20 protein-coding genes are annotated in these 21,195 nt (G+C 31.6%); 2 read left to right on the plus strand and 18 right to left on the minus strand.

The features are described from left to right. Positions 1-350: 350 nt before the first annotated feature. The 12 genes from CURI_RS12580 to CURI_RS12635 all read right to left on the minus strand — a co-directional run bounded on the left by CURI_RS12580 (position 351) and on the right by CURI_RS12635 (position 12,219). Positions 351-1,754: an FtsW/RodA/SpoVE family cell cycle protein gene (locus tag CURI_RS12580; RefSeq protein ID WP_187287403.1), complete on the minus strand. Its 1,404-nt coding sequence runs from the start codon at positions 1,752-1,754 to the stop codon at positions 351-353. Next, on the minus strand, positions 1,747-2,085 hold the full coding sequence (locus CURI_RS12585) for a PadR family transcriptional regulator (protein WP_014968647.1): 339 nt from the start codon (positions 2,083-2,085) through the stop codon (positions 1,747-1,749). The genes CURI_RS12580 and CURI_RS12585 overlap by 8 nt, the downstream gene beginning before the upstream one ends. Before the next feature lie 141 nt (positions 2,086-2,226). Then, positions 2,227-4,014: a GTP-binding protein gene (locus CURI_RS12590; protein WP_014968648.1), complete on the minus strand. Its 1,788-nt coding sequence runs from the start codon at positions 4,012-4,014 to the stop codon at positions 2,227-2,229. A 15-nt stretch (positions 4,015-4,029) separates the two neighbouring features. Further along, positions 4,030-4,830 carry a sulfate adenylyltransferase subunit CysD gene (cysD, locus tag CURI_RS12595; protein WP_014968649.1) on the minus strand — a complete coding sequence of 267 codons (801 nt, stop codon included), beginning with the start codon at positions 4,828-4,830 and terminating at the stop codon, positions 4,030-4,032. Between the two features lie 14 nt (positions 4,831-4,844). Beyond that, entirely contained in the window at positions 4,845-5,639 is a 795-nt protein-coding gene (locus tag CURI_RS12600; protein WP_014968650.1) for an ABC transporter permease, read from the minus strand. Continuing rightward, the gene (locus CURI_RS12605) at positions 5,551-6,390 is read right to left on the minus strand and encodes an ABC transporter ATP-binding protein (protein ID WP_014968651.1); all 840 of its coding nucleotides are present in this window, start codon (positions 6,388-6,390) and stop codon (positions 5,551-5,553) included. The genes CURI_RS12600 and CURI_RS12605 overlap by 89 nt, the downstream gene beginning before the upstream one ends. Before the next feature lie 48 nt (positions 6,391-6,438). Continuing rightward, entirely contained in the window at positions 6,439-7,479 is a 1,041-nt protein-coding gene (locus CURI_RS12610) for an aliphatic sulfonate ABC transporter substrate-binding protein (RefSeq protein ID WP_014968652.1), read from the minus strand. Between the two features lie 23 nt (positions 7,480-7,502). Further along, positions 7,503-7,817 (minus strand): 4Fe-4S dicluster domain-containing protein, encoded by a 315-nt coding sequence (locus CURI_RS12615; protein WP_014968653.1) that lies wholly within the window; start codon positions 7,815-7,817, stop codon positions 7,503-7,505. Beyond that, positions 7,798-9,489, minus strand: a complete 1,692-nt coding sequence (locus CURI_RS12620) for an adenylyl-sulfate reductase subunit alpha (RefSeq protein WP_014968654.1) — start codon at positions 9,487-9,489, stop codon at positions 7,798-7,800. The genes CURI_RS12615 and CURI_RS12620 overlap by 20 nt, the downstream gene beginning before the upstream one ends. Then, positions 9,486-10,088, minus strand: coding sequence for an adenylyl-sulfate kinase (gene cysC, locus CURI_RS12625; protein WP_014968655.1), 603 nt, complete (start codon positions 10,086-10,088; stop codon positions 9,486-9,488). The genes CURI_RS12620 and cysC overlap by 4 nt, the downstream gene beginning before the upstream one ends. Before the next feature lie 22 nt (positions 10,089-10,110). Beyond that, positions 10,111-11,688 carry a nitrite/sulfite reductase gene (locus tag CURI_RS12630; RefSeq protein ID WP_014968656.1) on the minus strand — a complete coding sequence of 526 codons (1,578 nt, stop codon included), beginning with the start codon at positions 11,686-11,688 and terminating at the stop codon, positions 10,111-10,113. A 201-nt stretch (positions 11,689-11,889) separates the two neighbouring features. Beyond that, positions 11,890-12,219, minus strand: coding sequence for a hypothetical protein (locus tag CURI_RS12635; RefSeq protein ID WP_014968657.1), 330 nt, complete (start codon positions 12,217-12,219; stop codon positions 11,890-11,892). A gap of 420 nt (positions 12,220-12,639) precedes the next feature. Between CURI_RS12635 and CURI_RS12640 the strand changes: the two genes are divergently transcribed. Further along, positions 12,640-13,188: a GNAT family N-acetyltransferase gene (locus CURI_RS12640; RefSeq protein ID WP_014968658.1), complete on the plus strand. Its 549-nt coding sequence runs from the start codon at positions 12,640-12,642 to the stop codon at positions 13,186-13,188. A gap of 129 nt (positions 13,189-13,317) precedes the next feature. Here the strand turns inward: CURI_RS12640 and CURI_RS12645 are convergent, their stop codons facing one another. The 4 genes from CURI_RS12645 to CURI_RS12660 all read right to left on the minus strand — a co-directional run bounded on the left by CURI_RS12645 (position 13,318) and on the right by CURI_RS12660 (position 18,725). Next, positions 13,318-14,286, minus strand: a complete 969-nt coding sequence (locus CURI_RS12645; RefSeq protein WP_014968659.1) for a methyl-accepting chemotaxis protein — start codon at positions 14,284-14,286, stop codon at positions 13,318-13,320. 92 nt (positions 14,287-14,378) lie between these two features. Next, complete coding sequence (locus tag CURI_RS12650) at positions 14,379-15,566, minus strand: oxygen-binding di-iron domain-containing protein (protein ID WP_014968660.1); 1,188 nt, start codon at positions 15,564-15,566, stop codon at positions 14,379-14,381. A 116-nt stretch (positions 15,567-15,682) separates the two neighbouring features. Then, on the minus strand, positions 15,683-18,061 hold the full coding sequence (locus tag CURI_RS12655; RefSeq protein ID WP_014968661.1) for a homocysteine S-methyltransferase family protein: 2,379 nt from the start codon (positions 18,059-18,061) through the stop codon (positions 15,683-15,685). Further along, a complete protein-coding gene (locus CURI_RS12660; RefSeq protein ID WP_014968662.1) occupies positions 18,051-18,725 on the minus strand; it encodes a methionine synthase in 675 nt (224 codons plus the stop codon). The genes CURI_RS12655 and CURI_RS12660 overlap by 11 nt, the downstream gene beginning before the upstream one ends. A gap of 288 nt (positions 18,726-19,013) precedes the next feature. Here CURI_RS12660 and CURI_RS12665 point away from each other — a divergent pair, with 288 nt between their 5' ends. Beyond that, on the plus strand, positions 19,014-20,069 hold the full coding sequence (locus CURI_RS12665) for a protein-glutamate methylesterase/protein-glutamine glutaminase (protein WP_014968663.1): 1,056 nt from the start codon (positions 19,014-19,016) through the stop codon (positions 20,067-20,069). A 77-nt stretch (positions 20,070-20,146) separates the two neighbouring features. On the opposite strand, the gene CURI_RS12670 is transcribed toward CURI_RS12665, so the two are convergent. Together CURI_RS12670 and CURI_RS12675 are read right to left on the minus strand one after the other, a co-directional pair. After that, positions 20,147-20,449, minus strand: coding sequence for an AzlD domain-containing protein (locus tag CURI_RS12670; protein ID WP_014968664.1), 303 nt, complete (start codon positions 20,447-20,449; stop codon positions 20,147-20,149). Then, positions 20,446-21,159 (minus strand): AzlC family ABC transporter permease, encoded by a 714-nt coding sequence (locus CURI_RS12675; protein WP_014968665.1) that lies wholly within the window; start codon positions 21,157-21,159, stop codon positions 20,446-20,448. Before CURI_RS12675 ends, CURI_RS12670 begins: the two co-directional genes overlap by 4 nt. Positions 21,160-21,195 lie beyond the last annotated feature (36 nt).

Consider the following 21,195-nt stretch of genomic DNA (forward strand, 5'->3'; position numbering starts at 1 on the left):
TTATGTCCTTTTTTTGTTAGACCCCTAATATTTCTATTGTAGTAAGATAAATTTCAATAATTATCATTGTCACCATAAAACATGTCATTTTATTTTTATTGATTTATTATCCTTTATTTAAAGCTACTGAGTAAACATTAACAAATTATTGCTGAACAGTTTCTGAACATTTTTGTTATTATATTATATGTTAGCATATTTTATAGTTATTAAGACCAGATATTTCATATTGCTTAAGCCCATATGTATACATCTTTATTGTTACAAGTATAGATTTATGTTAATTCACACAACGTTATAACAAAAAAACCCTCTGGGTCATTATTTATTAAATGACCCAAAGGGTGCTTTTATTCAGTAGATAGTATTAAGTCTTTCCTACGATATATTCCAAGCAGTAGTCCAATTAGCCCCATATTAATTATGAAACTCACACCTCCATATGAAATAAGGGGTAGTGCAGCCTCCATCAGAGGAAACATGCCCAAATTCATCAATATATTAGCAGCTATCTGCAAAGAGAATGCTATAGTGATTGAGCTCATGATATACTTTCCGTATGTTGAATGAATTTTCTTGACTGTAAAAAGCATACGTATAATAGTTACTAAAGCGATAATAACTATTGCAATACCAGCAATCCAACCAAAAGTAGAAACAATATAAGTAAAAATAAAATCAGATTCTGAAGATGGAACTAAGAACCTTTCTCCATTATTAAAGTATACTCCATCTCCTTTTCCAAACATTTTACTTCCGTACAATACCTTCTTTATACACATATATATAAATCCATATGATGTCGGATCTGTACTAGGATTCAAAATATCCATTAATCTTTCTACCAGATACTTGCGTGGCCTAACATAGAAAAATAAAAATCCTCCTACAGAACTGACTACACTTCCATAAGTATAAAATAAAAATAACTTTTTATTCCCTTTAAATCTTTTATCTATAATGGCTATAGTAATCATAACTAGAAATACACAAATAAGTATAAAGGTATTTACAATAGATTCATGTATCAGTATAACATTATTTACCCTAGATATATGTATTAAGCATATTAATATAGCTAGAGCTCCTAAACCAAATATCTTTAGAGAATCACCTCGGTTACCGGTCATCCATCTTGTTAAAAGTCCTGAGAAAGATATAAGTAAAAAGGGCATAGCTATAGATACAGGACTAAATCTTACATCTTTAATTCCAATGTATTTATATATATATTCGCTTGGTAGAAAATATGATGTTATAAATAAGAATGCAATACTTGCTAAAAATATGTGTAAAGAATACTTCTCAAGTGTTGTATAATCGAGAAAGTAAAATGCTAATAAAAAACTGATTCCTAAAGATGTATATAGTAAATAAAGCTTAATAAGTCCTTTCATTGAGACTGAGAGATCATTATTAATTCTAATTGATAGAGTAGACAAGAAAGCAGCATCATTTACAAGAGAAAATAAGACTCCTACACCTGCAGCAATCAACATACCAACTAATATAATAATAGACCATTCAAGTTTAGGCTTATGAGTTTTATTAAGGCTTTTCCCAATTTCAATAGGATTACCCATTTGCTCAACTGCCTTTTTAACAGCTTCTTCTTCTGGCATTCCTTTTTTTATATACTCATCCTTTATTTCGTCTATGTGCATTATTAATTCATTAGAGATATCTTTATGAATTTTTTTATACTTTATTTGGTTACATACATTTCTTAAAAACTCAGAAGTATGTTTATTCAACATATTCACCTCCCATAACTTTATCTATAGCATTACTATATACTTTCCACTCTTTCTGTTTTTGTGATAACATCTTTTTTCCGTTTGTTGTAATATTATAGTATTTTCTTTTTCGGGTAGATTCAGTATCTTCCCAGTACGACTTTATCATCCCTTTACTTTCTAATTCATGCAGTATTGGATACAGTGTTCCTTCTTTTAAAGTAAATGTACTATCTGATCGCTTTTCTAGTTCTTTAATCATTTGATATCCATACATATCACTTGTGCTTAATAAATTAAGAACCAGCATAATTGTGCTCCCTTTTAGAAGTGCTTTATTATCATTCAATTATATACCTCCTTTCTCGATACATATGTTATCTATGTATTGTATGTCTATATATTATCTTAGCTTCTTTATATTGTCAAATAGTTCATGATGTATACAAACATAGTAAAACCCTTTGAGTAAATCCTCAAAGGGTTTTTGCTAAAATATAATATTTAAAAGTGAGTTGGCTTTTTCTTTTCCATCAAAATTCGGATCGTCTATATATAGTGATATAAATGGTTCTTTTGATTTTTCATTTAAGTCAGCTATAGCTTCTTTCGATGGGAATCTTTCTGCACATACTTCATCTGAAGCTTCTACATATACTTCTACAAAGTTTTCTTTTCCAACTTGAGATTTTATATATTCTTTTTCTTCTCTTAAAAGATAGTTTGATGTAACTATAACTATGCTTCCCGTTTCACTAAGTATATTTGCTATCTTAGTCACTTCTTTTATTCCTTCTGAATCATTTTGATTTGTTGCTACTTGATAGTAATCTAGATAGTATACATTTTTACCACTATCGAATAACTCTTTTTCTAAATTTACTGCTATTTCTCTTTTTCCGCATCCCGCTTTTCCAGTTAACCATACTACTTTACTTGTAGCCCCTAGTCTTTTCTCTCTATCTTGTCTAGTTACCAGTCTAGGTCTTACAGAGTGAACTTCTCCATCTACTGATTTAAATTTCTTTTCAACCTCAAAACTGCTTCCTTTAGTTATTATTCCACCACCACTAACATCTAAATCATCTACTATTACAAATCTTCCTGTACTTTGGATATTTTTAAACTCATCTAATGCTATTGGTTCTTTTGTTGTTATAGTTATTTCTGCTACGTCATTTCTTTTTACTCTTTCTCCATTTTCTATAGTTTCAAGAGTAGACGCATCTATAACCTTATTTATTTTTGCTATTTCACATTCTATTTCTAAAGTAGCAAGTTTTAATTTATATTTCTTATTTTTTACTAAATCGTCTTTACCTAACCAAAACAAGTTACCACCAAATGTATCTGTCACTGTTGGTATATTATCTTTGTGAGATACTATCTCTCCTCTTTTGTAGAAAAACTCATCTTCAACTATTATACCCACTGACATTCCAGCACTTACTTCTTCTTTTTTATCTTTCTCTACCCAGTGCTCTATAGATTTCACTTTTGTAGTTTTGTTACTTGGTAGTATAACTATCTCGTCTCCTACTTTTAAGCTTCCTGATTCTATTCTCCCTGCAATTATTCTTCTATGATCAAACTTATATACATCTTGTATAGGGAATCTTAATGGTTGATCTTCTATTCCTACTTCTTTTTCTATTATATCCATAGCTTCTAATATGCTTTCACCTTCATACCATGGCATTTTATCTGATTTGCTAGCTATATTTTCTCCGTGGAATGCTGAAACTGGAATATACTTCAACGGATAAACGCCTAGCGTATTTAAAAATCTATCAAAATCCCTTTTTATTTCTTCATATTTTTCTTCTGAGTAATCTACTAAGTCCATCTTATTTACTGCTACATAAACTTTTTGAATACCTAAAAGTGATAATATATATCCATGTCTTTTAGACTGTTCTTGTATTCCCTCATTGGCATCTACCATAAGTATTGCTGACTCTGCACTTGCTGCTCCCGATATCATATTTTTTAAGAATTCTTTATGTCCTGGAGCATCTATTATTATATAGTCTCTTTTTTCAGTCTTAAATTGAAGTCTTGTTGTATCTATAGTTATACCCTGCTTTTGCTCTTCTTCAAAAGCATCTAATAGATATGAATATTCAAACCCTTTTCCTTTTTCTTGAGAAATTCTTTTTACTTTTTCTATAGCTCCGCTTGGTAATGAATCCGTATCGAATAAGAGTCTTCCAATAAGTGTTGACTTACCATGATCTACGTGTCCAACTACAACTATATTTAAACTTTCTCTATTCATTTTACTGCCCCCTTTCTACATATAACCTTCTTTTCTTAGTTTTTCCATTGCATGAGCATCTTCTTGATCCTGTGCTCTTCCTGATCTCTCTGTTTCCTGAGTATTTCTAAGTTCTTCTATTATTTCATCTAACGTGTTCGCTTCTGAATCTATAGGATTTGTACATGGTGCACATCCCAAACTTCTATATCTCTTACCTTCTTTAGAGAAATATAGGTCTATTATAGGTATATTTTCTCTTTTTATATATTCCCATATATCTAACTCATTCCAATGTAGTATTGGATGTACCCTTATATGATTTCCTTTTTTAAAGTCTGTTTTAAATTGATCCCAAAGCTCTGGTGGTTGATTTGCATAGTCCCACTCTGAGTCACTAGTTCTTTCACTAAACACTCTCTCTTTAGATCTAGAACCCTCTTCATCTCTTCTTATTCCTAAAATTAAACCTTCAAATTCATGATTCTTAACTACTTGATTAAGTCCTTCTGTTTTTAAAGCTTTACAGCAAACAAGTCTACCTTCATGTGGTCCCATACCTGCCTTTATTGCTTCTTCATTGGTATTTACTATAAGATTTAGATTTAGTTCTTTTGCCAGTCTGTCTCTATATTCAATCATTTCTGGAATCTTATATTTAGTATCTACGTGTATTAGCGGAAATGGGCAATGTCCATAAAATGCTTTTTGAGCTAACCACAACATTACTGTAGAGTCCTTCCCTATAGACCATAACATTCCTAATTTTCCTAGCTTTTTATATGCTTCTCTTAAAATATATATACTTTGTGCTTCTAGTTGATCTAAATGATCCATTTTTATAGCCCCCTTTAATTAGTTTCTAAGCCCCATTTTTGTCTTATTCTTTTTTCTATTTTTCCAAATACTATATTATCTAAAAATAGTCCTAATATTATTATTACTACCATTACTGCTACTACTTGGCTTATATCAGCAAGGTCTCTTCCTACCATAAGAACTTGACCTAGTCCCGTAGTTGCACTAATCATTTCACCTGCAATAAGTGCTCTCCAAGCAAATGACCATCCTTGTTTTAATCCTGTAACTATAGACGGTAATGCTGCTGGAAGTGTTACATTAAAATATAGTTTCATTCCACTAGCCCCCATAGTTCTAGCAGCCTTCGCATATAAGGGATGAATATTCTTTATCGATGACTCTATTGCCATAGTTACTGCAAATGTTGATCCTATAGCTATAACAAATATAATCGAACTTTCATCTATTCCGAACCAAAGTATTGAAAAAGGTATCCAACACACACTTGGTAATGTTTGAAGTCCTAGTATTAGTGGAGTTAGATTCTCATCTATATATTTAAATTTAGCTATTATAAGCCCTAGTGCAGCTCCAAGTACTAGCGATATACCATATCCTACAAATAATCTCTTCATACTAGCTATTATAGCTATCGCTAGTGTATTGGTTTTTCCAAGTATGAATAAACTTTCTATTACACTGAAGGGTGATGGAAATGTATATGGCTTCCATATTTTTAGTGTTTCTACTCCAAGTCTATAAGCCAACTCCCATATCATTATCAGTGCTATATAGAACACTATCTTTTTCAATATCCCAGTCGATGTCGTACTCTGATTTTGCAACTTTCTCTACCTCCTCTTTCAACTCTTTCATAACTTGAGAAGATATATATGCTAAATCTAAGCTATCAACTTTTCTAGGTCTTCCAAGTTCTATTTTAAATTCCTTCTTAACTCTTCCTGGATTTGCAGACATAACTATTATCCTATCTGCAAGAAAAACTGCCTCGTCTACATTATGAGTTACAAACACTATAGTCTTTTTAGTCTCCCACCATATTTTTTGAAGCTCTGTTTGGAGGATTGATTTAGTTTGACTATCCAAAGCTGAAAAAGGTTCATCCATAAGAAGTACTTCTGAATCTAGAGTAAGTGCTCTAGCAAGTGCAACTCTCTGTCTCATTCCCCCAGATAGTTCGTGTATATATGAGTTTTGGAATTTTGTTAGATGTACCATTTTCAAGTAGTGTATTGCTTTTTCTCTTCTTTCTTCCTTAGGTACTCCCGCCATTTTCATACCAAACTCTACGTTATCTATAACTTTAAGCCAAGGAAAAAGTGCCGATTCTTGAAACATAACTGCTCTATCTACCCCAACTCCATTTATCTCTTTTCCGTTCAAATAAATCTTACCTTCTGTTGGTGTTTCTAATCCCGCTATTATATTTAAAAGTGTAGATTTTCCACATCCTGATGGTCCAAGTAAGCAAATAAATTCTCCTTTTTCAAAGTTAAGGTTCACCTCACTTAAAGTATGAGTTTCCTTTGTCTTACTAAAGAATTTTTTGCTAACCTTTTCTATCTTAATTCCCATATAAAGACCCCCTTTCTGTATATCCACTTACAGTTTTATTAGCTCACTTTACTTTATTTCTTTCAGTCCCTTAGAGTCTAGTACTTTATTTAATAAATCTAGATTAAATAAATTTGTTAAGTCGGGTTTTCTCCTTAAATAGCCAACTTCATAAGAAAGATCTACTATTTCCTTCACTGACTCTCGCTGTGGATCATACGTTATTACCAATCTATCAAATGCTCTATCTAATACATCTTTAGGCAGTGGCTTTTGTATTAATTCTTGAAGTTGTTCATTTATAACCTTCTTTGCTTGATCGTTGTTTTTGTTTATATACTCAGTTGTTTCTATATGTGCTTTTAAAAACTTTTCTATCAAGTCTGGATGATTTTCTACAAACTCTTTCCTAGCTATTATAACTGCTGATGAATATTCCCCTTCTCTCCAAGTCTCATCATAGTCTAATAAAATTTTTGCCCCTATTTCACTTTCTAATCTTGAACCCCAAGGTTCCGGTACAAAAGCTGCATCTATATTTCCTTCCTCTAGAAGCATCTTTATATCTGGATTTGGTGCTTGGACTACATCTACTGTTCCACCTCTTGCAGAATCTTTTAATCCATTATCTTTTAATAGTCCCCTTAAGCAAATATCTTGAGTATTTCCATACTGTGGTATGGCAATTTTTTTATGCTCTAAATCTTTTATGTCTTTTATATCTGTATCTTTACCTACTATCAATACTGCTCCTGCATTAGAAGCCCCAGATATTATTTGTAAATCCCCTTTAGACACGGTATAACCGTTAACTGCTGGACCTGGACCAATATAGCCTATGTCTAGCTCTCCTGCAAGTAGTGCCTCTAGCTCCGATGGTCCTGCATTAAATTGTTTCCAGTCTATAGTATATTCTTTCCCAATCTCTTTTTGAAAAGTTCCATTTCCTTTACCAACTAGTGCTTGAGTATGAGTTACATTAGGGAAGAATCCTACCCTTACTATCTTAGACCCATCGCTTGAAGTCTTAGTTGATTCATCTGAGCAGCCTACCAAAGCTAGAGTAAGTATAACTAAGATAGTATAAACTAAAGATTTTCTTAACCTCATTTTACTAGCCCCCAAACCTCTATTTAGTACTTATTAGACTCATTTTTATCTATAGTTATCACTTGTCTTTCTCCATTTTTATCTACTATATGCCAATGCAAATAGTCATTTTCGTCCTTAGTATATAGGTATCCACCTTTACCCCCGATGTCTGCCCCTAGGTAGTATTTTATGGCCTCAAACTTACATTCTTTAAGACAAGCTGTACATCCCCAACATTCTTTAGGATACTTTATAAATGCTTTATTATCACTATTCTTATATATTAAATTCCCTGGACAAACCCCTATACATTTATTGCAACCTACACACTTTTCTTTACTTATCACTATACTCATAGACTTCACCTTTTCCAATCAAATCTCTATATTGTATTTTCACTTCACCATCACTATATACTGAATTTATATATTTTAAGAAGTTACTATCATCTTTGTTTGGATAATTTAGATTTTCTTGATAACTTCTCCATCTAGTTTCTTTTCTTGCTTTCAAATGATGGATTAATACTTTTGCTACTATAAGCCTATCTTGTATTTCTTGTATAAATAATAGTTCATGTAAATCATTTGCCTTTAGTTTATTTGATAATCTTATAAGCTCCTCAATTTTATCTAAAGCTATATCTAATCTACTTTCGTTATATCCATAATTAGAAGATATCCCACCAGCATATTCATCCATAACTTTTTGCATAGATTGTTCTACCTCTTCTATAGAATAAATACTCTCTTTATTTTCTAGGAACCCTTCTAGCTTACTTTTAACTTTAATTATTTCTTCACTATCAGCTACTTCTACTTCTTTACCTCTTATATATTCTATTATTGATAATCCGGCTATTTCGCCTTCTGCAAAGCATCCTGTCACATATTTTTTAGGACTTCCTCCCGCTACATCACCCACTGCGTATAATCCTTTCAAAGTGGTTTTCCTATCTCTATCAACCCAATATCCACTCCCAGTGTGCCCTCCAACTATATATGGTTCTGTACCTTCTATCTCTATATTTTCTTCTGAAGGACCTATCCCATTTTCTAACCATTTTAGAGTTTGAGCTGGTGCCATATTTAGATATGCCTTTAACAATTGTTCCTCTACATCTTTAGCTATCCCTTCTGTTTGTATGAAACATGGCCCATTTCCTATCCTATTTTCCATTATAGTTGAATGTAGTCTTACCGGAGTAGTCGGTTTTCCATAGCGTGAAACGTATTTTTCTCCATTAGCATTCACTTGTGATGCTTTTACCCCTTGAGCTACTGTACCTGTTGGTGCTATAGTATCTTTACATCTTAGAGCTATGAATCTCATTTCAAATGAAGTCATTTCTGCTCCAGCTCTGATTCCCATTGCATATCCTGCACCTGTATTAAATGGACTATACCACATTTTATGTCTCGAAAATCCTGGATTATTAGGTCTATATATTCCTGATGCTCCACCAGTTGCACAAATTACTCCTTTAGCATATATAACTAATAGCTTATTTTCATCTAATGAAAATCCATAAGCTCCTATAACTCTACCATCTTTAACTATATAATCTATGATATTTACTCTATTTAAAATTAGTATATTTTCTTTATTCTTTATTCCATCTACTAATATTGGCTTTATATTTTCACCATTAATTTTTATGCTTCTCTTACCCCTAGTCACATATTTTCCATTTTCATCTTTTAATATTGGTAATCCTAGTGACTCAATTTTTTCAGTTACACTATTTAACTTTTCTCCTATGGTATATACCAGATCTTCCCTTATGACTTCTTCAAATTCTTTTTTTACGTATTCTACATAAGAATCAACAGTTTCATTTTCTGTTATATATGCGTTTAGTGCATTTACACCGGCTGCAAGACAGCCACTTCTTTTTATATTAGCTTTTTCAGCTATTATTACACTTGCATTGCTTTCTTCTGATATTGTAAGGGCTGCAAAGCATCCTGCAGTCCCTCCACCTACTATTAAAATATCTGTTTTATACTCCTTTATATCTAAACTCATATCGTATTCTCCTTAAGCTCTAAATATTCTATGATTTTATCTATACAAGTATCGATATCTTCAACATCTGTCTCTAAGATAATCTCTGGATTTTCTGGCTCTTCGTATGGAGAATCTATCCCTGTGAAATCTTTTATTTCACCATTTCTTGCTTTTTTATAAAGGTTCTTAGGATCTCTCTGCTCGCAAGTTTCTAGTGAGCATTTTATATATACTTCTATGAAGTCTTGTTTTAAAAGATTTCTTACTTGTAGTCTATCTTCTCTTAAAGGTGATACAAAAGTTCCAAGAGTTATAATTCCCGAGTCTACAAATAGTTTTCCTACTTCACCTATTCTTCTTATATTTTCCTTTCTATCCTCAAGGCTAAATCCTAAGTCCCCATTTAGTCCATGTCTTATGTTGTCTCCATCCAATACATAAGTAAGTTTACCTTTTTTATATAATCTTTCTTGAAGTGCATTAGCTATAGTTGACTTTCCAGATCCAGATAAACCTGTAAACCATATAAGAGTTCCTCTTTGTCCTAGTAACTCTTCTCTATCTTCTCTATTAATACTTGAACTATGCCAAACTACATTGTCTGAAGTAACTGCCATATTCCCTATCCCCCCTTTTTACTTAATCTACTTTATATGCTTCAACTAAGTTTTTGATATCCTCTTCTTTTTCACTAAGAAACTCATTAAAGTCACTATATCCACTCTTCTTTTTCAATACTGCAAGATCATACAAGAATTGTGGTATTCTTTTACTTAGTATATCTGAGTGTCTAGTTGCTAATTTGGCATCCGTTCCTACTCTTCCCCCAAAATAAACTGAATATATAGAAACTAACTCACCATCAATCTTTTTTAGCTTCCCTGAAAATCCTATATCCCCTCTCAGATGTTGACCACATGAACTAGGGCAACCTGATATATATAGTTTAGGAAGTTGATCTTTTATGTCTTGTTCTATGTTCTTAAACTTAGTTAGAATACTTTGAAGTAATTTTTGTGATGATCCTATCCCTGTTCTACAAGTATCTGCTCCTACACAAACTAATGAATTGTCTATATCATATTCAGATGCAAATGGAGCTATTATTTCTAGTAACTTCTCTGAGTCATTTCCTTTTAGTCCTCTTACTACAAACCCTTGCGTTGGTGTTATTCTTAAAGTAACTTCATAGTCTAAATTATCTATAAATCTAATTACCTTATTTAAGTCTGTAGTATTTATTTTCCCTCTTCTAGGGTGTATATAAATTGAGTAGATACCATCATATTTAGTCGGTATTAATATTTTACTTCTTATATTAGTCTCTACCCCATCAGTACTATTTTGTAATTCCTCATATTTTTTATTTAACTCATCTATATTTAGCGTCAGATCCTTCTCTCTAGCTTCCTGCACGTATTTATTAAATCTATTTTTAAATTCTTCCTCTCCAAGCTTAGTAACTAAATGTCTTAATCTTGCTTTAGCCTTATTCTCTCTATTCCCTTCATTGAAGAAAAATTCTTTTACTGCCTCAACATAGTATAATATGTCTTTAGGCTCTATGGATTCTTCTAGCTTTAATGATAGTCTTGAACCTCCACCAAATCCTCCTCCAACATATACTTCAAATTTTTCTTTTCCATCTTCTATCTTTGCTATAAATCCTAGATCTGCAAAAGTAGAATTCCCCGTATCTTCATCTGTATTTGAATATGATATTTTAAGTTTTCTAGGAAACTTTACACTATTTTCGTCTTTAACTATATAGTTTGTGCTTTCTAAAGCATATGGAGTAACGTCAAATTTCTCTCCTAATTCTACTCCTGAAAGAGGTGAGCATGCCACATTTCTAGCTGCATTTCCTCCAGTTCCTACTGTGTATACGTCTACTTTTTTAAGTTCTTCCATAATTTTTATAGTATCTTCTAATTCTACTTTATGAAATTGTATGTCTTGTCTTGTTGTAAATCTAATTTGTCTTTTTGAATATTTATTAGCTATCTTACTTATGGCTTTAAGTTGCTTTAATGTGATTAATCCACCCGGACTTCTCGGTCTTACCATATAAGTAATACTACTTCTCTCCTGATAAACTCCTACAGTGGCCCCGAAACTTTTGAAATTAAGCTTCTCTTCACCTTTTTCACTATATTCTTTTATCTTTAGTCTAAAATTTTCTATATAATCATCCGCATAATCTGGTGGTACGAACACGACAATCAGCCCCTTCATTCGTCAATCTTTTTAAATCGCATCAGAATACTGTGCTTTAATACTATAAACAGTATATACTACTATTGAAAATATTGCCACACCTTTTTTGAAATTATTTTATAAAAAATAAAAAACTCTTAACATTACAAAGCTTCTATCGTTGAAATTTTGTAAATCAAGAGTTTTTTATTTAATATTATATTATTTAGTAGCTTTTAATTTTCCTATATCCCCTAAGTTCATAGCCGTTATTTGTTGAATATTACTTAAGTCATTTCTAAGCTCTTTAATTTCTTCTTCTATACGATCTATTTTATCTGTAGAGTTTGGTAGTATATCTGTTGTTCCTATATTTATGAATATTGCTTCATCCATTCCCATCCTATCTTCTTCCATGCTCATAAATGGCAATTCTTCTCTTAATTCTATATTCTCTATTTTCATAGCAAGCAAGTCTATTTTTCCAGCGATAATCTCTACTTTGTTTGTAAGTTTTTCTAATATTTCTATTATTTTATCTTCTCTACTCATTATTACACCCCTTTTTCTTCTGTTCGTTTTACTTCATGTTTTCATTATATATTATAAGTTTAATACTCTCAACATTATAAGCATATTATTTTAATTTCAATGAAAGCCAATGTTTCATTAATTTTTTAATTTAAAAACTATGTTTTAATTGAATATTAAAAATTTATTTTCTATCAAAAGCACACTACGATATGAGTCATATAGGCAGATTTAGTGGACAGTTGAACTTAATGGTTTTACGCCTAAATATCTGTGTTATTTTTTATTGTCTCAAATGACTACAACTATTTGAAACGAATAAAGGAGTTGTTAAAGTTAAGAACTTTATAGTCCTATACATTATATTAAGATTAATACTATAATTTAATATATGACTGTTATAAAATAAGGATTTATCTTAAGTGTTAGTGGAGGTACTGTATGATTATTGAGAATAAAAGAATAGACGGAAAAATTTTAACATGGATACTTCGTTGTCCATTAAAAGACGATGCGATTGAATTATCTAATTTAAGAATTAAGATTGATGGGGAAACAGAAAATCTTGATAGAGAACCTGGTGAGGACTTATTAACAGCAGAAGATTTTGAAAAAATTATTTATGAAGACTCAATATCTCCCCAAAATATATTTTTAGTTGCAGAGATAGAAGGCAAAATAGTTGGGTTTACTCGTTGCCAAGGAAGTAAGTTAAGCAGATTTAAACATAAAGTGGAATTTGGGTTATGTATATTGAAAGAATATTGGGGATATGGAATTGGTAAAGTAATGATAGAAAATATTTTGATGTGGGCAGATATTACGGGAATTAAGAAAATTTCATTAACTGTAGTACAAACAAATACGAAAGCTATTCAATTATATAATAAATATGGATTTGTAGAAGAAGGATTATTAATAAATGACCGTGTTCATAAGGGTGGAAACTATTATAACACTGTTATAATGGCAAAAATATTAGAGAATTAATTTTTACAATTTAAATATAATACTCTTAAAAACAAATTTAAGGAAGTCAAAATGACTTCCTTTTTAATTTATATATTTTCAATGCCATATTAAAACATGGAAAACTTTAAAATATAATAATAGCTATTATTACATTACTTTATTTTTATGGATTAAATCTTTTACATCACTTAGATTCTCTTCTAATTTTTCATCTACTACAGCAGCACGCTCTACGTGACTTATTAGATTATCATTCATATTTATTAATATTTCATCAGATAATTCTGCCTGAGCCAAAATATCATTGATATAATTCTTCTGTCTATTAATAGCGTTTGTAACTTCTTCTACTTCTTTTTGTACAGATTCAAAATCTTGTACTATATCCTTTATTTTTTCTGTAACTACTCTACTCATAAGGATACCTTCTTCTATTGCTTTATTACTTTTATCATTATTACTAGATGCTATATCTATTTCATTTTGAATATTAACTACTAGCTCTTGAATTGTAGTAGTACTTTGAGTAGTAATCTCTGCCAATTTTCTAACCTCATCTGCAACTATCGCAAATCCTCTACCATGTTCTCCTGCTCTAGCCGCTTCAATTGCAGCATTCAAAGCTAAGAGATTAGTTTGACTTGCAATGTCTGTTATAGTTTTTATAATATCTGTTATTTCTTTAGATCTTTCTCCTAAACTGATCATAGTGTTAGATGAATCCTGAGATTGAGATTGTAGTGAAGACATAACCCCCATTAGATTATTAACAGCCTCTTCTCCGTCTATAGATTTACTAACTGAATTAGTAGAAATCATAGTTAGTTTTTCACTTCGTTCAGATAGATACTCTGATAAACTGCTTGTTTCATTTGATATGCTTTTTACTTTTTCAATTGTATCCTTTATTTCACCGGCAAGGTTAGCCAGCTCCTGGTGTTGTTCATTAACTAAACTGTGATTATGTAAAATTTCTATCAACTTATCATAAGTTTCTTTTATAGATGACTTTAAAAACTCATTCTCGCTTTTTAAATCATTATTGGATTTGTCTATTTCAGTCATTTGAGCTGAAGCTCCAATTTCTTCTTGCACTTTGTTTTTTCTAAAGAACATACTTTTCCCCCTCTTTTATAATGGCTATTATAGTTACTTTATTTATAACCAAAAATCTCCTCTGTCACTAATAACAGAAGAGATTTATTAGATTATTTCCCTAACATTTTTTCTCCAAAACTTTTCCCAAACTCGAAGCACTGTTCAAGTTCTTCTTCATTAGGCATATATTTAAATTTTATACTATCTTGAATTATTTCTACTTTAGCTCTCTCAAGGGCTTCTTGTAACTCTTTTGGTGACTCTCCACTCCAACCATAGCTACCAAAAGCAGCTCCTACTTTCCCTGTATATTTAAGTCCACGTATCTCTTCCAATACTGGATATAGAGAAACTAAAGATCCATTATTTATCGTAGAAGAACCACAAATTATACCCTTTGATTTAAATATTTGAGTCAGCAAATCATTTAAGTCTGTATTAGATGTTTTATATATTCTATGTTCCACTCCTGCCGCTTCTAAACCAAGTCCTATATATTCCGCCATTTTTTTAGTAGCCCCATACATAGAGTTGTATATTATCACTACACTATCTTCTGATTCTCCTTTTGCCCATTCATAGTATTTTTCAACTATCTGCATAGGATTTTCTCTCCATATTATCCCATGGCTCGGTGCTATTATGTCTAAAGGTAGGTTTAGTGATTTTATCTCATCTATTTTTTTAATTACAAATTTGCTGAAAGGTGTAAGTATATTTGCATAATATTTTAATGCTTCCTGATGAACTTCCGCTTTATCAACCTTATCATTAAATAGCTCCGAAGAAGCATAATGTTGACCAAATGCATCATTAGAAAAAAGTATGTTTGCTTCCGTTAAATAAGTAAACATAGTGTCCGGCCAGTGTAGCATAGTGGCCTCAATAAACATTAAATCTCTTTTCCCAATATTTATCTTATCACCAGTTTTAACAGTTTGGACATCCCAATTTTTATGGAAGTGTCTTTGTATACTTTCTTTCCCCTTAACGGAAGCAACAATTTTGGCATTAGGGCACAATTCCATTATAGTTGTTAATGCTCCTGAATGATCAGGTTCTGCATGATTAATTACTACATAATCTATATCGCCTAAATCTATAACTTTCTTTATTCTTTCTAAAAATATTTCTGTAAGAGGTTCAGAAACAGTATCTATTAAAACATTTTTATCATCTTTTATTAAATATGCATTATAAGTAGTTCCTTTATGAGTTGATAATTCATCCCCATGAAATCCTCTTACTTCCCAATCATTAGTACCAACCCAATATACATTATCTTTTAACTTTTTCATATATCTCCCTCCAAGCTTTACTTTCCCGTTAATGTTATTGTTCCCCTGCATTATAACATCATACCTAGTAAGTTAATATATGTTTACCCCAATATACTAAGTTATAACTATTATTTTTACTCTTCTACTCCAAAAACTCTATTAGCTATTTTTACACTCTCTCTAGCATCTTTCGCGAAGAAGTCTGCACCTACCATATCTGTATATTCTTCGTTTAAAACTGCTCCTCCTACCATTACTTGACAGTCTAAGCCTTCTTGTCTTAACGCCTTAATAGTTTCTCCCATACTACTAACAGTAGTAGTCATAAGTGCACTTAATCCAACTAACTTTATATCTTCTTCTTTTACTACTCTAACTACTTCTTCTATAGGAACATCCTTTCCTAAGTCAAATACATCAAATCCATAGTTTTCAAGTAACATACTAACTATATTCTTACCTATATCATGAATATCTCCTAGAACAGTTGCCACAACTATTTTACCTTTAGACTCTTTCTTTTCCTCACTTTTACTTAGTTGATCTTTTATAACTACAAAAGCACTTTTAACTGCTTCTGCTGACTGTATAAGCTGTGGTAAAAATATCTGACCTTTTTCAAACCTGTCTCCTACTATATCTAGAGCCGGTATAAAGTGATTATTCACCACATCTAAAGCAGCCATTCCTCCATCTAACATCTCTCTTGTTTTAGGAGCAGACTCTTCCTTTCTACCTTCTATTATGATCGCTCTTAAGTCTCTTTCTCCGTTATTTGAGATTTCCTTAGCTTGGCTAGGTTCTACATTACTATAGTGTTCTATATAATATGCGGAGTCTTTATCCTGATTATTTATTACTCTAAATACATTTACGGTATCCATAATTGATTTTGACATTGGATTTATAATAGGCGCATCTAGCCCTGCTCCAAATGCTGCCGCAAGAAAATTACTGTTTATTAGTTCTCTATTAGGTAGTCCAAACGATACGTTACTTACTCCTAAAACAGTTTTCACACCTAATTCTCTTTTAACCAATCTTATTGCTTTTAAGGTTTCTTTAACTTGTGACTGTTGAGCAGATGCAGTTAAAACTAGACAGTCTATAAGTACATCTTCTTTAGGTATTCCGTACTCAGCAGCTGTATTAACTATCTTTCTAGCTATTTCAAGTCTACCTTCTGCAGTCTCTGGTATTCCACTCTCATCTAGTGCAAGTCCTAATATTAAAGCACCATATTTTTTTACTATAGGGAATATAGCTTCCATAGATTCTTTCTTACCATTTACTGAGTTTATCATCGGTTTTCCGTTATATATTCTAACTCCAGCTTCTATGGCGCCTACATCTGAGCTATCCACTTGTAATGGAAGATTCACTACACCTTGAACTTCTCTTATTACTTTTTTTATCATTTCTGCTTCATCTATCTCAGGAAGCCCCACATTTATATCTAGCATGTCAGCCCCTGAATTAGTCTGATCTATTGCTTCACCTATAATGTAGTCGAGATTGTTAGTTCTCAATGCTTCTTTTAATTTCTTCTTACCAGTAGGATTTATTTTCTCCCCTATAACTGTAGTAACATCATCTAGTATTACAGTTTTAGATCCCGATGTAGCAGCTGTAACTACCTTAGGATTAGTTTTAACTGGTGTTAATTTATCCAGTTGACTTCTAACTTCTTTTATAAAGCTTGGATCCGTTCCGCAACATCCTCCAAGTACTAATGCACCGTTCTTCGCTATTTCTATTAAGTACTCTGAGAATTCTTGTGGAGTTACATCGTATATTGTCTCTCCATCTCTTATTTTAGGAAGTCCTGCATTTGGCTGTATCATAACAGGGGCTTTAGAATATTCCAACACTTTATCTACTATAGGCTTTAATTCTTTAGGTCCTAGCGAACAGTTTACTCCCATAGCATCTATCCCTAGTCCATCAAGAACTATAGTTCCTGTAACTGGATCAGTTCCTACAAATGTTCTCCCATCTTCTTGGTAGGTTAATGTACAAAATACTGGCAAGTCGCAGTTTTCTTTAGCTGCAAGTACTGCTGCTTTTGCTTCATATATATCTGATATAGTCTCTATAAGTATAATATCAGCTCCAGCTTTTGCTCCTACTACAATTTGTCTCTTAAATATTTCATAAGCTCTTTCAAATGATACTGTTCCCATAGGCTCCATAAGTTGTCCAAGTGGTCCAATATCTAAAGCTACATATTTTGCTCCTGAATCTTTTGCTATCTTCACACCTGCTTCTATTATTTCCTCTACACTATAAGGACATTCCTTTAGCTTGAGCTCATTTGCTTGAAAAGTATTCGTGGTAACTACATCACTACCTGCTTTTACATATTCTTCATGAATTCCTCTTATAATCTCAGGATTAGTTATATTATATGTCTCTGGTAATTCCCCTGTTTTAAGTCCTGCTTTTTGAAGCATTGTACCCATAGCTCCATCAAATAATAAAAATTTACCCTCACTTAATTCTTTAATTGCCACAACTTACACCATCCTTTCTAAAATTACAATTATGATAACTACTACAGTTCTCACAACCTCTTTTATTTACTATCTGAGTTCCTTTATCTAGAAATCCGATTATAGCAGTAACAGATTTTCTTGGTAACAGTATGCAACTTTCTGTAGTTGTAAGTCCTATAGATTTATTAGCATTTAATATGTTTATTATATCTGGCTGAATATCTATGGCTAGATCTCCATACCCTGGGCTATATCTAAAGTTAGTTATATATCCATCTTCTTTAGCTATAGCTTTTATTTCTTCCTCAGCTTTATCACATACTTTTTCGATTGCTTCTGTTGAGCATGAATCCAATATTAATGACTTTGTCATATCAGTTTTTCCTAATACCCTAATTGTATTATCCATACTTACACCAAGTGTCGCTGCCATTATAGCGCATTTCTTAGCATCTTTAAGATGATTATATATATCCTTACCTTTTAGAACAAGGTTAGTACCTAATATTTTAATATTTTCATTAGCTGTTACTTCTACATCAAATATCCTATAAGTATAAAGTGGCTTTGATATTTTTTTAGCTTCCCCTATACAATTATCTATAAGAGTATTTAGATCATCTTGTATCTCTTGATTTTTATATCCTAGATATCTTAATACTTCTTTTTTATTTATATTCATAGAAAAACCTCCTAGACAGGAAAACTTAACTCTCTAATATCAACATCATTGTCTATGCTATCATTATAATATATATAACTACATTAAACTAGACATATGGAATTAATTTATAATTGATTGATTAATTATTTAATATTATAAAAAAAATGTATATAAATTAAGTTTCACTTTATATCAATTATAAGTTATAATTATAGTTTAATAAACTTTATTTTCTTTATTTTAAAATATTGATTTTAATATTGTTTATATAAAAATTCTTCATAGAAAGGTTGGAGGTTTTTTATAATGTCAATTATAAACGTTCTTGTAGTAGATGATTCTGCTTTTATGAGACAAGTTCTTAGAAATATTATTAATAGCCAAGTTGATATGAAAGTAATTGGCATAGCACGAGATGGTATAGATGCAATAGAAAAAGCAAAAAGCTTAAAACCTGATGTCATTACATTAGATATTGAAATGCCAAGAATGAATGGTAGTGAAGCCTTAAAAGTTATAATGGAGGAAGCTCCAACTAAAGTTCTCATGGTTAGTTCTTTAACTTCAAGAAATGCTGAAATAACTATGAAGTGTCTTAGCTATGGTGCTTTCGATTTTATTGAGAAGCCGTCTGGGAAGCTGAATTCTTCTTTTGAAGCAGTTACAAAAGAATTCCTAGAAGCTATAAGAAATTCTGTAAATGTAGATATTAATTCTCTTATTCCTAAGAAAATCAAATCTGATTCCTATACCGCAAATAATAAGGGTTTTCATCCAAAACCAAGCATAAGTTCTCCTAATAAAATATTACTTATAGCATCATCCACTGGAGGTCCAAGATCACTTGAAAAGATTATACCACTACTACCTGCTGATATAGGTTGTCCCGGTATAGTTGTTCAACACATGCCTGCAGGATTTACAAAATCATTGGCTGAAAGGTTAAACAAAGTCTCAAATCTAACAGTCAAAGAAGCTGTGGATGGCGAACCTTTAAAAAATAATACGATTTATATAGCACCGGGTGATTATCATTTGGGATTACAAAAAGTTGGAACTCAAGTAAAGTTGTTTCTTGATAGTTCACAAAAGATAAATAATGTTAGACCTGCTGCTGACTTCACTTTTGAAATGGCCGCTGATATATATGGAAGAAATATAGTTTGTGCCGTTCTTACTGGAATGGGCAAGGATGGAGCTCAGGGTGCTCTTAAAATTAAAAATATGGGTGGTAAAGTCATTGCTGAGTCAAAAAATACTTGTGTAGTTTATGGTATGCCAAAAGCGGTAGTTGATGATGGATCTGCTGATTTCATATTAGATAATACCGAAATAGCAGATAAAATCATATCTCTTTTATAGCATTTAGTGCAATTCATAAAATAATCCTATTAAAAGTAGCCCAAATGTTTACCTTTAATAGGATTATTTTTAGTTAATTATATCAATAGTAAAACCATGAAAGTACCTACTATTCCGCATAGTATCGGTCCCATCATACCTCCCTTTCTCCAAGAGTAAATAACAGCGAAACACAGTCCAATCGATGATGCCAAGAGCGAATTAGTTGCTGTAAATACTCCCGGTATAGCAAGTGCAGCTATTGCAGTACATGGCACAAATGATAGAAATCTACTTATCCATGGTGGTAAATCTTTGTTAGTCTTAAATACGAAAGGTATAAGTCTAGGTATACAGGTAACTATAGCCATTCCTATAATAACAATTTGTGTTTTACTCATTCTTTATTCTCCTTTTGTACTTCATCCTTAAATATAGTAGCACCTATGCTTGATGATATAAGGATAGCTAATATCATATTCCAACCTTGTGGTAACGACTTTACGTTCATAAGTAATGTATTTATAAATGCAGATAAAAATATTAAAAATCCAATTCTTCTACTTCTTTTTATTTCAGGTATCAATATTGCTATAAACATAGCATATAGTGCCATACCCATACTTTCTGTTAATATTTCTGGAAGTATACTTCCAGAGTAATAACCTAATATTGTACCTAATACCCACGATGAATAAGACAGCAAGTTTAATGTGATAATAAAGTTTTTAGTTACATCTTCTTTTCTAAAGGAAGCCACTGAAAATGTTTCATCTGTTAACGTTTGTCCAATAATTATGTTCCACTTTCCTAAATCTTCCTTTAATCTATTTACAAATACCGTACTCATTAAGAAAAATCTAAAGTTTATTAAAAAAGTAGCGAAAATTATTTCAATCATTCCAGTTCCCGCAGCCATCAAATTTAAAGCTAAAAACTGACTTGCACCTGCATATACAACCATTGATATAAGTATAGACTCTAAGAGACTTATATCTGCTCCTTTTGCCATGATTCCGAATGTGATTGCCACAGGAGTATATCCTAGTATTATTGGTATTGAACTTATTAGTCCAGCTTTTGTTTCTTTGTCTTTTAGATATCTTGTCATGTATATCACCTCTTATTTTGTCCTCAAAAAAACCTG

The sequence above is a fragment of the Gottschalkia acidurici 9a genome, from assembly GCF_000299355.1.
Lineage (GTDB): Bacteria > Bacillota > Clostridia > Tissierellales > Gottschalkiaceae > Gottschalkia > Gottschalkia acidurici.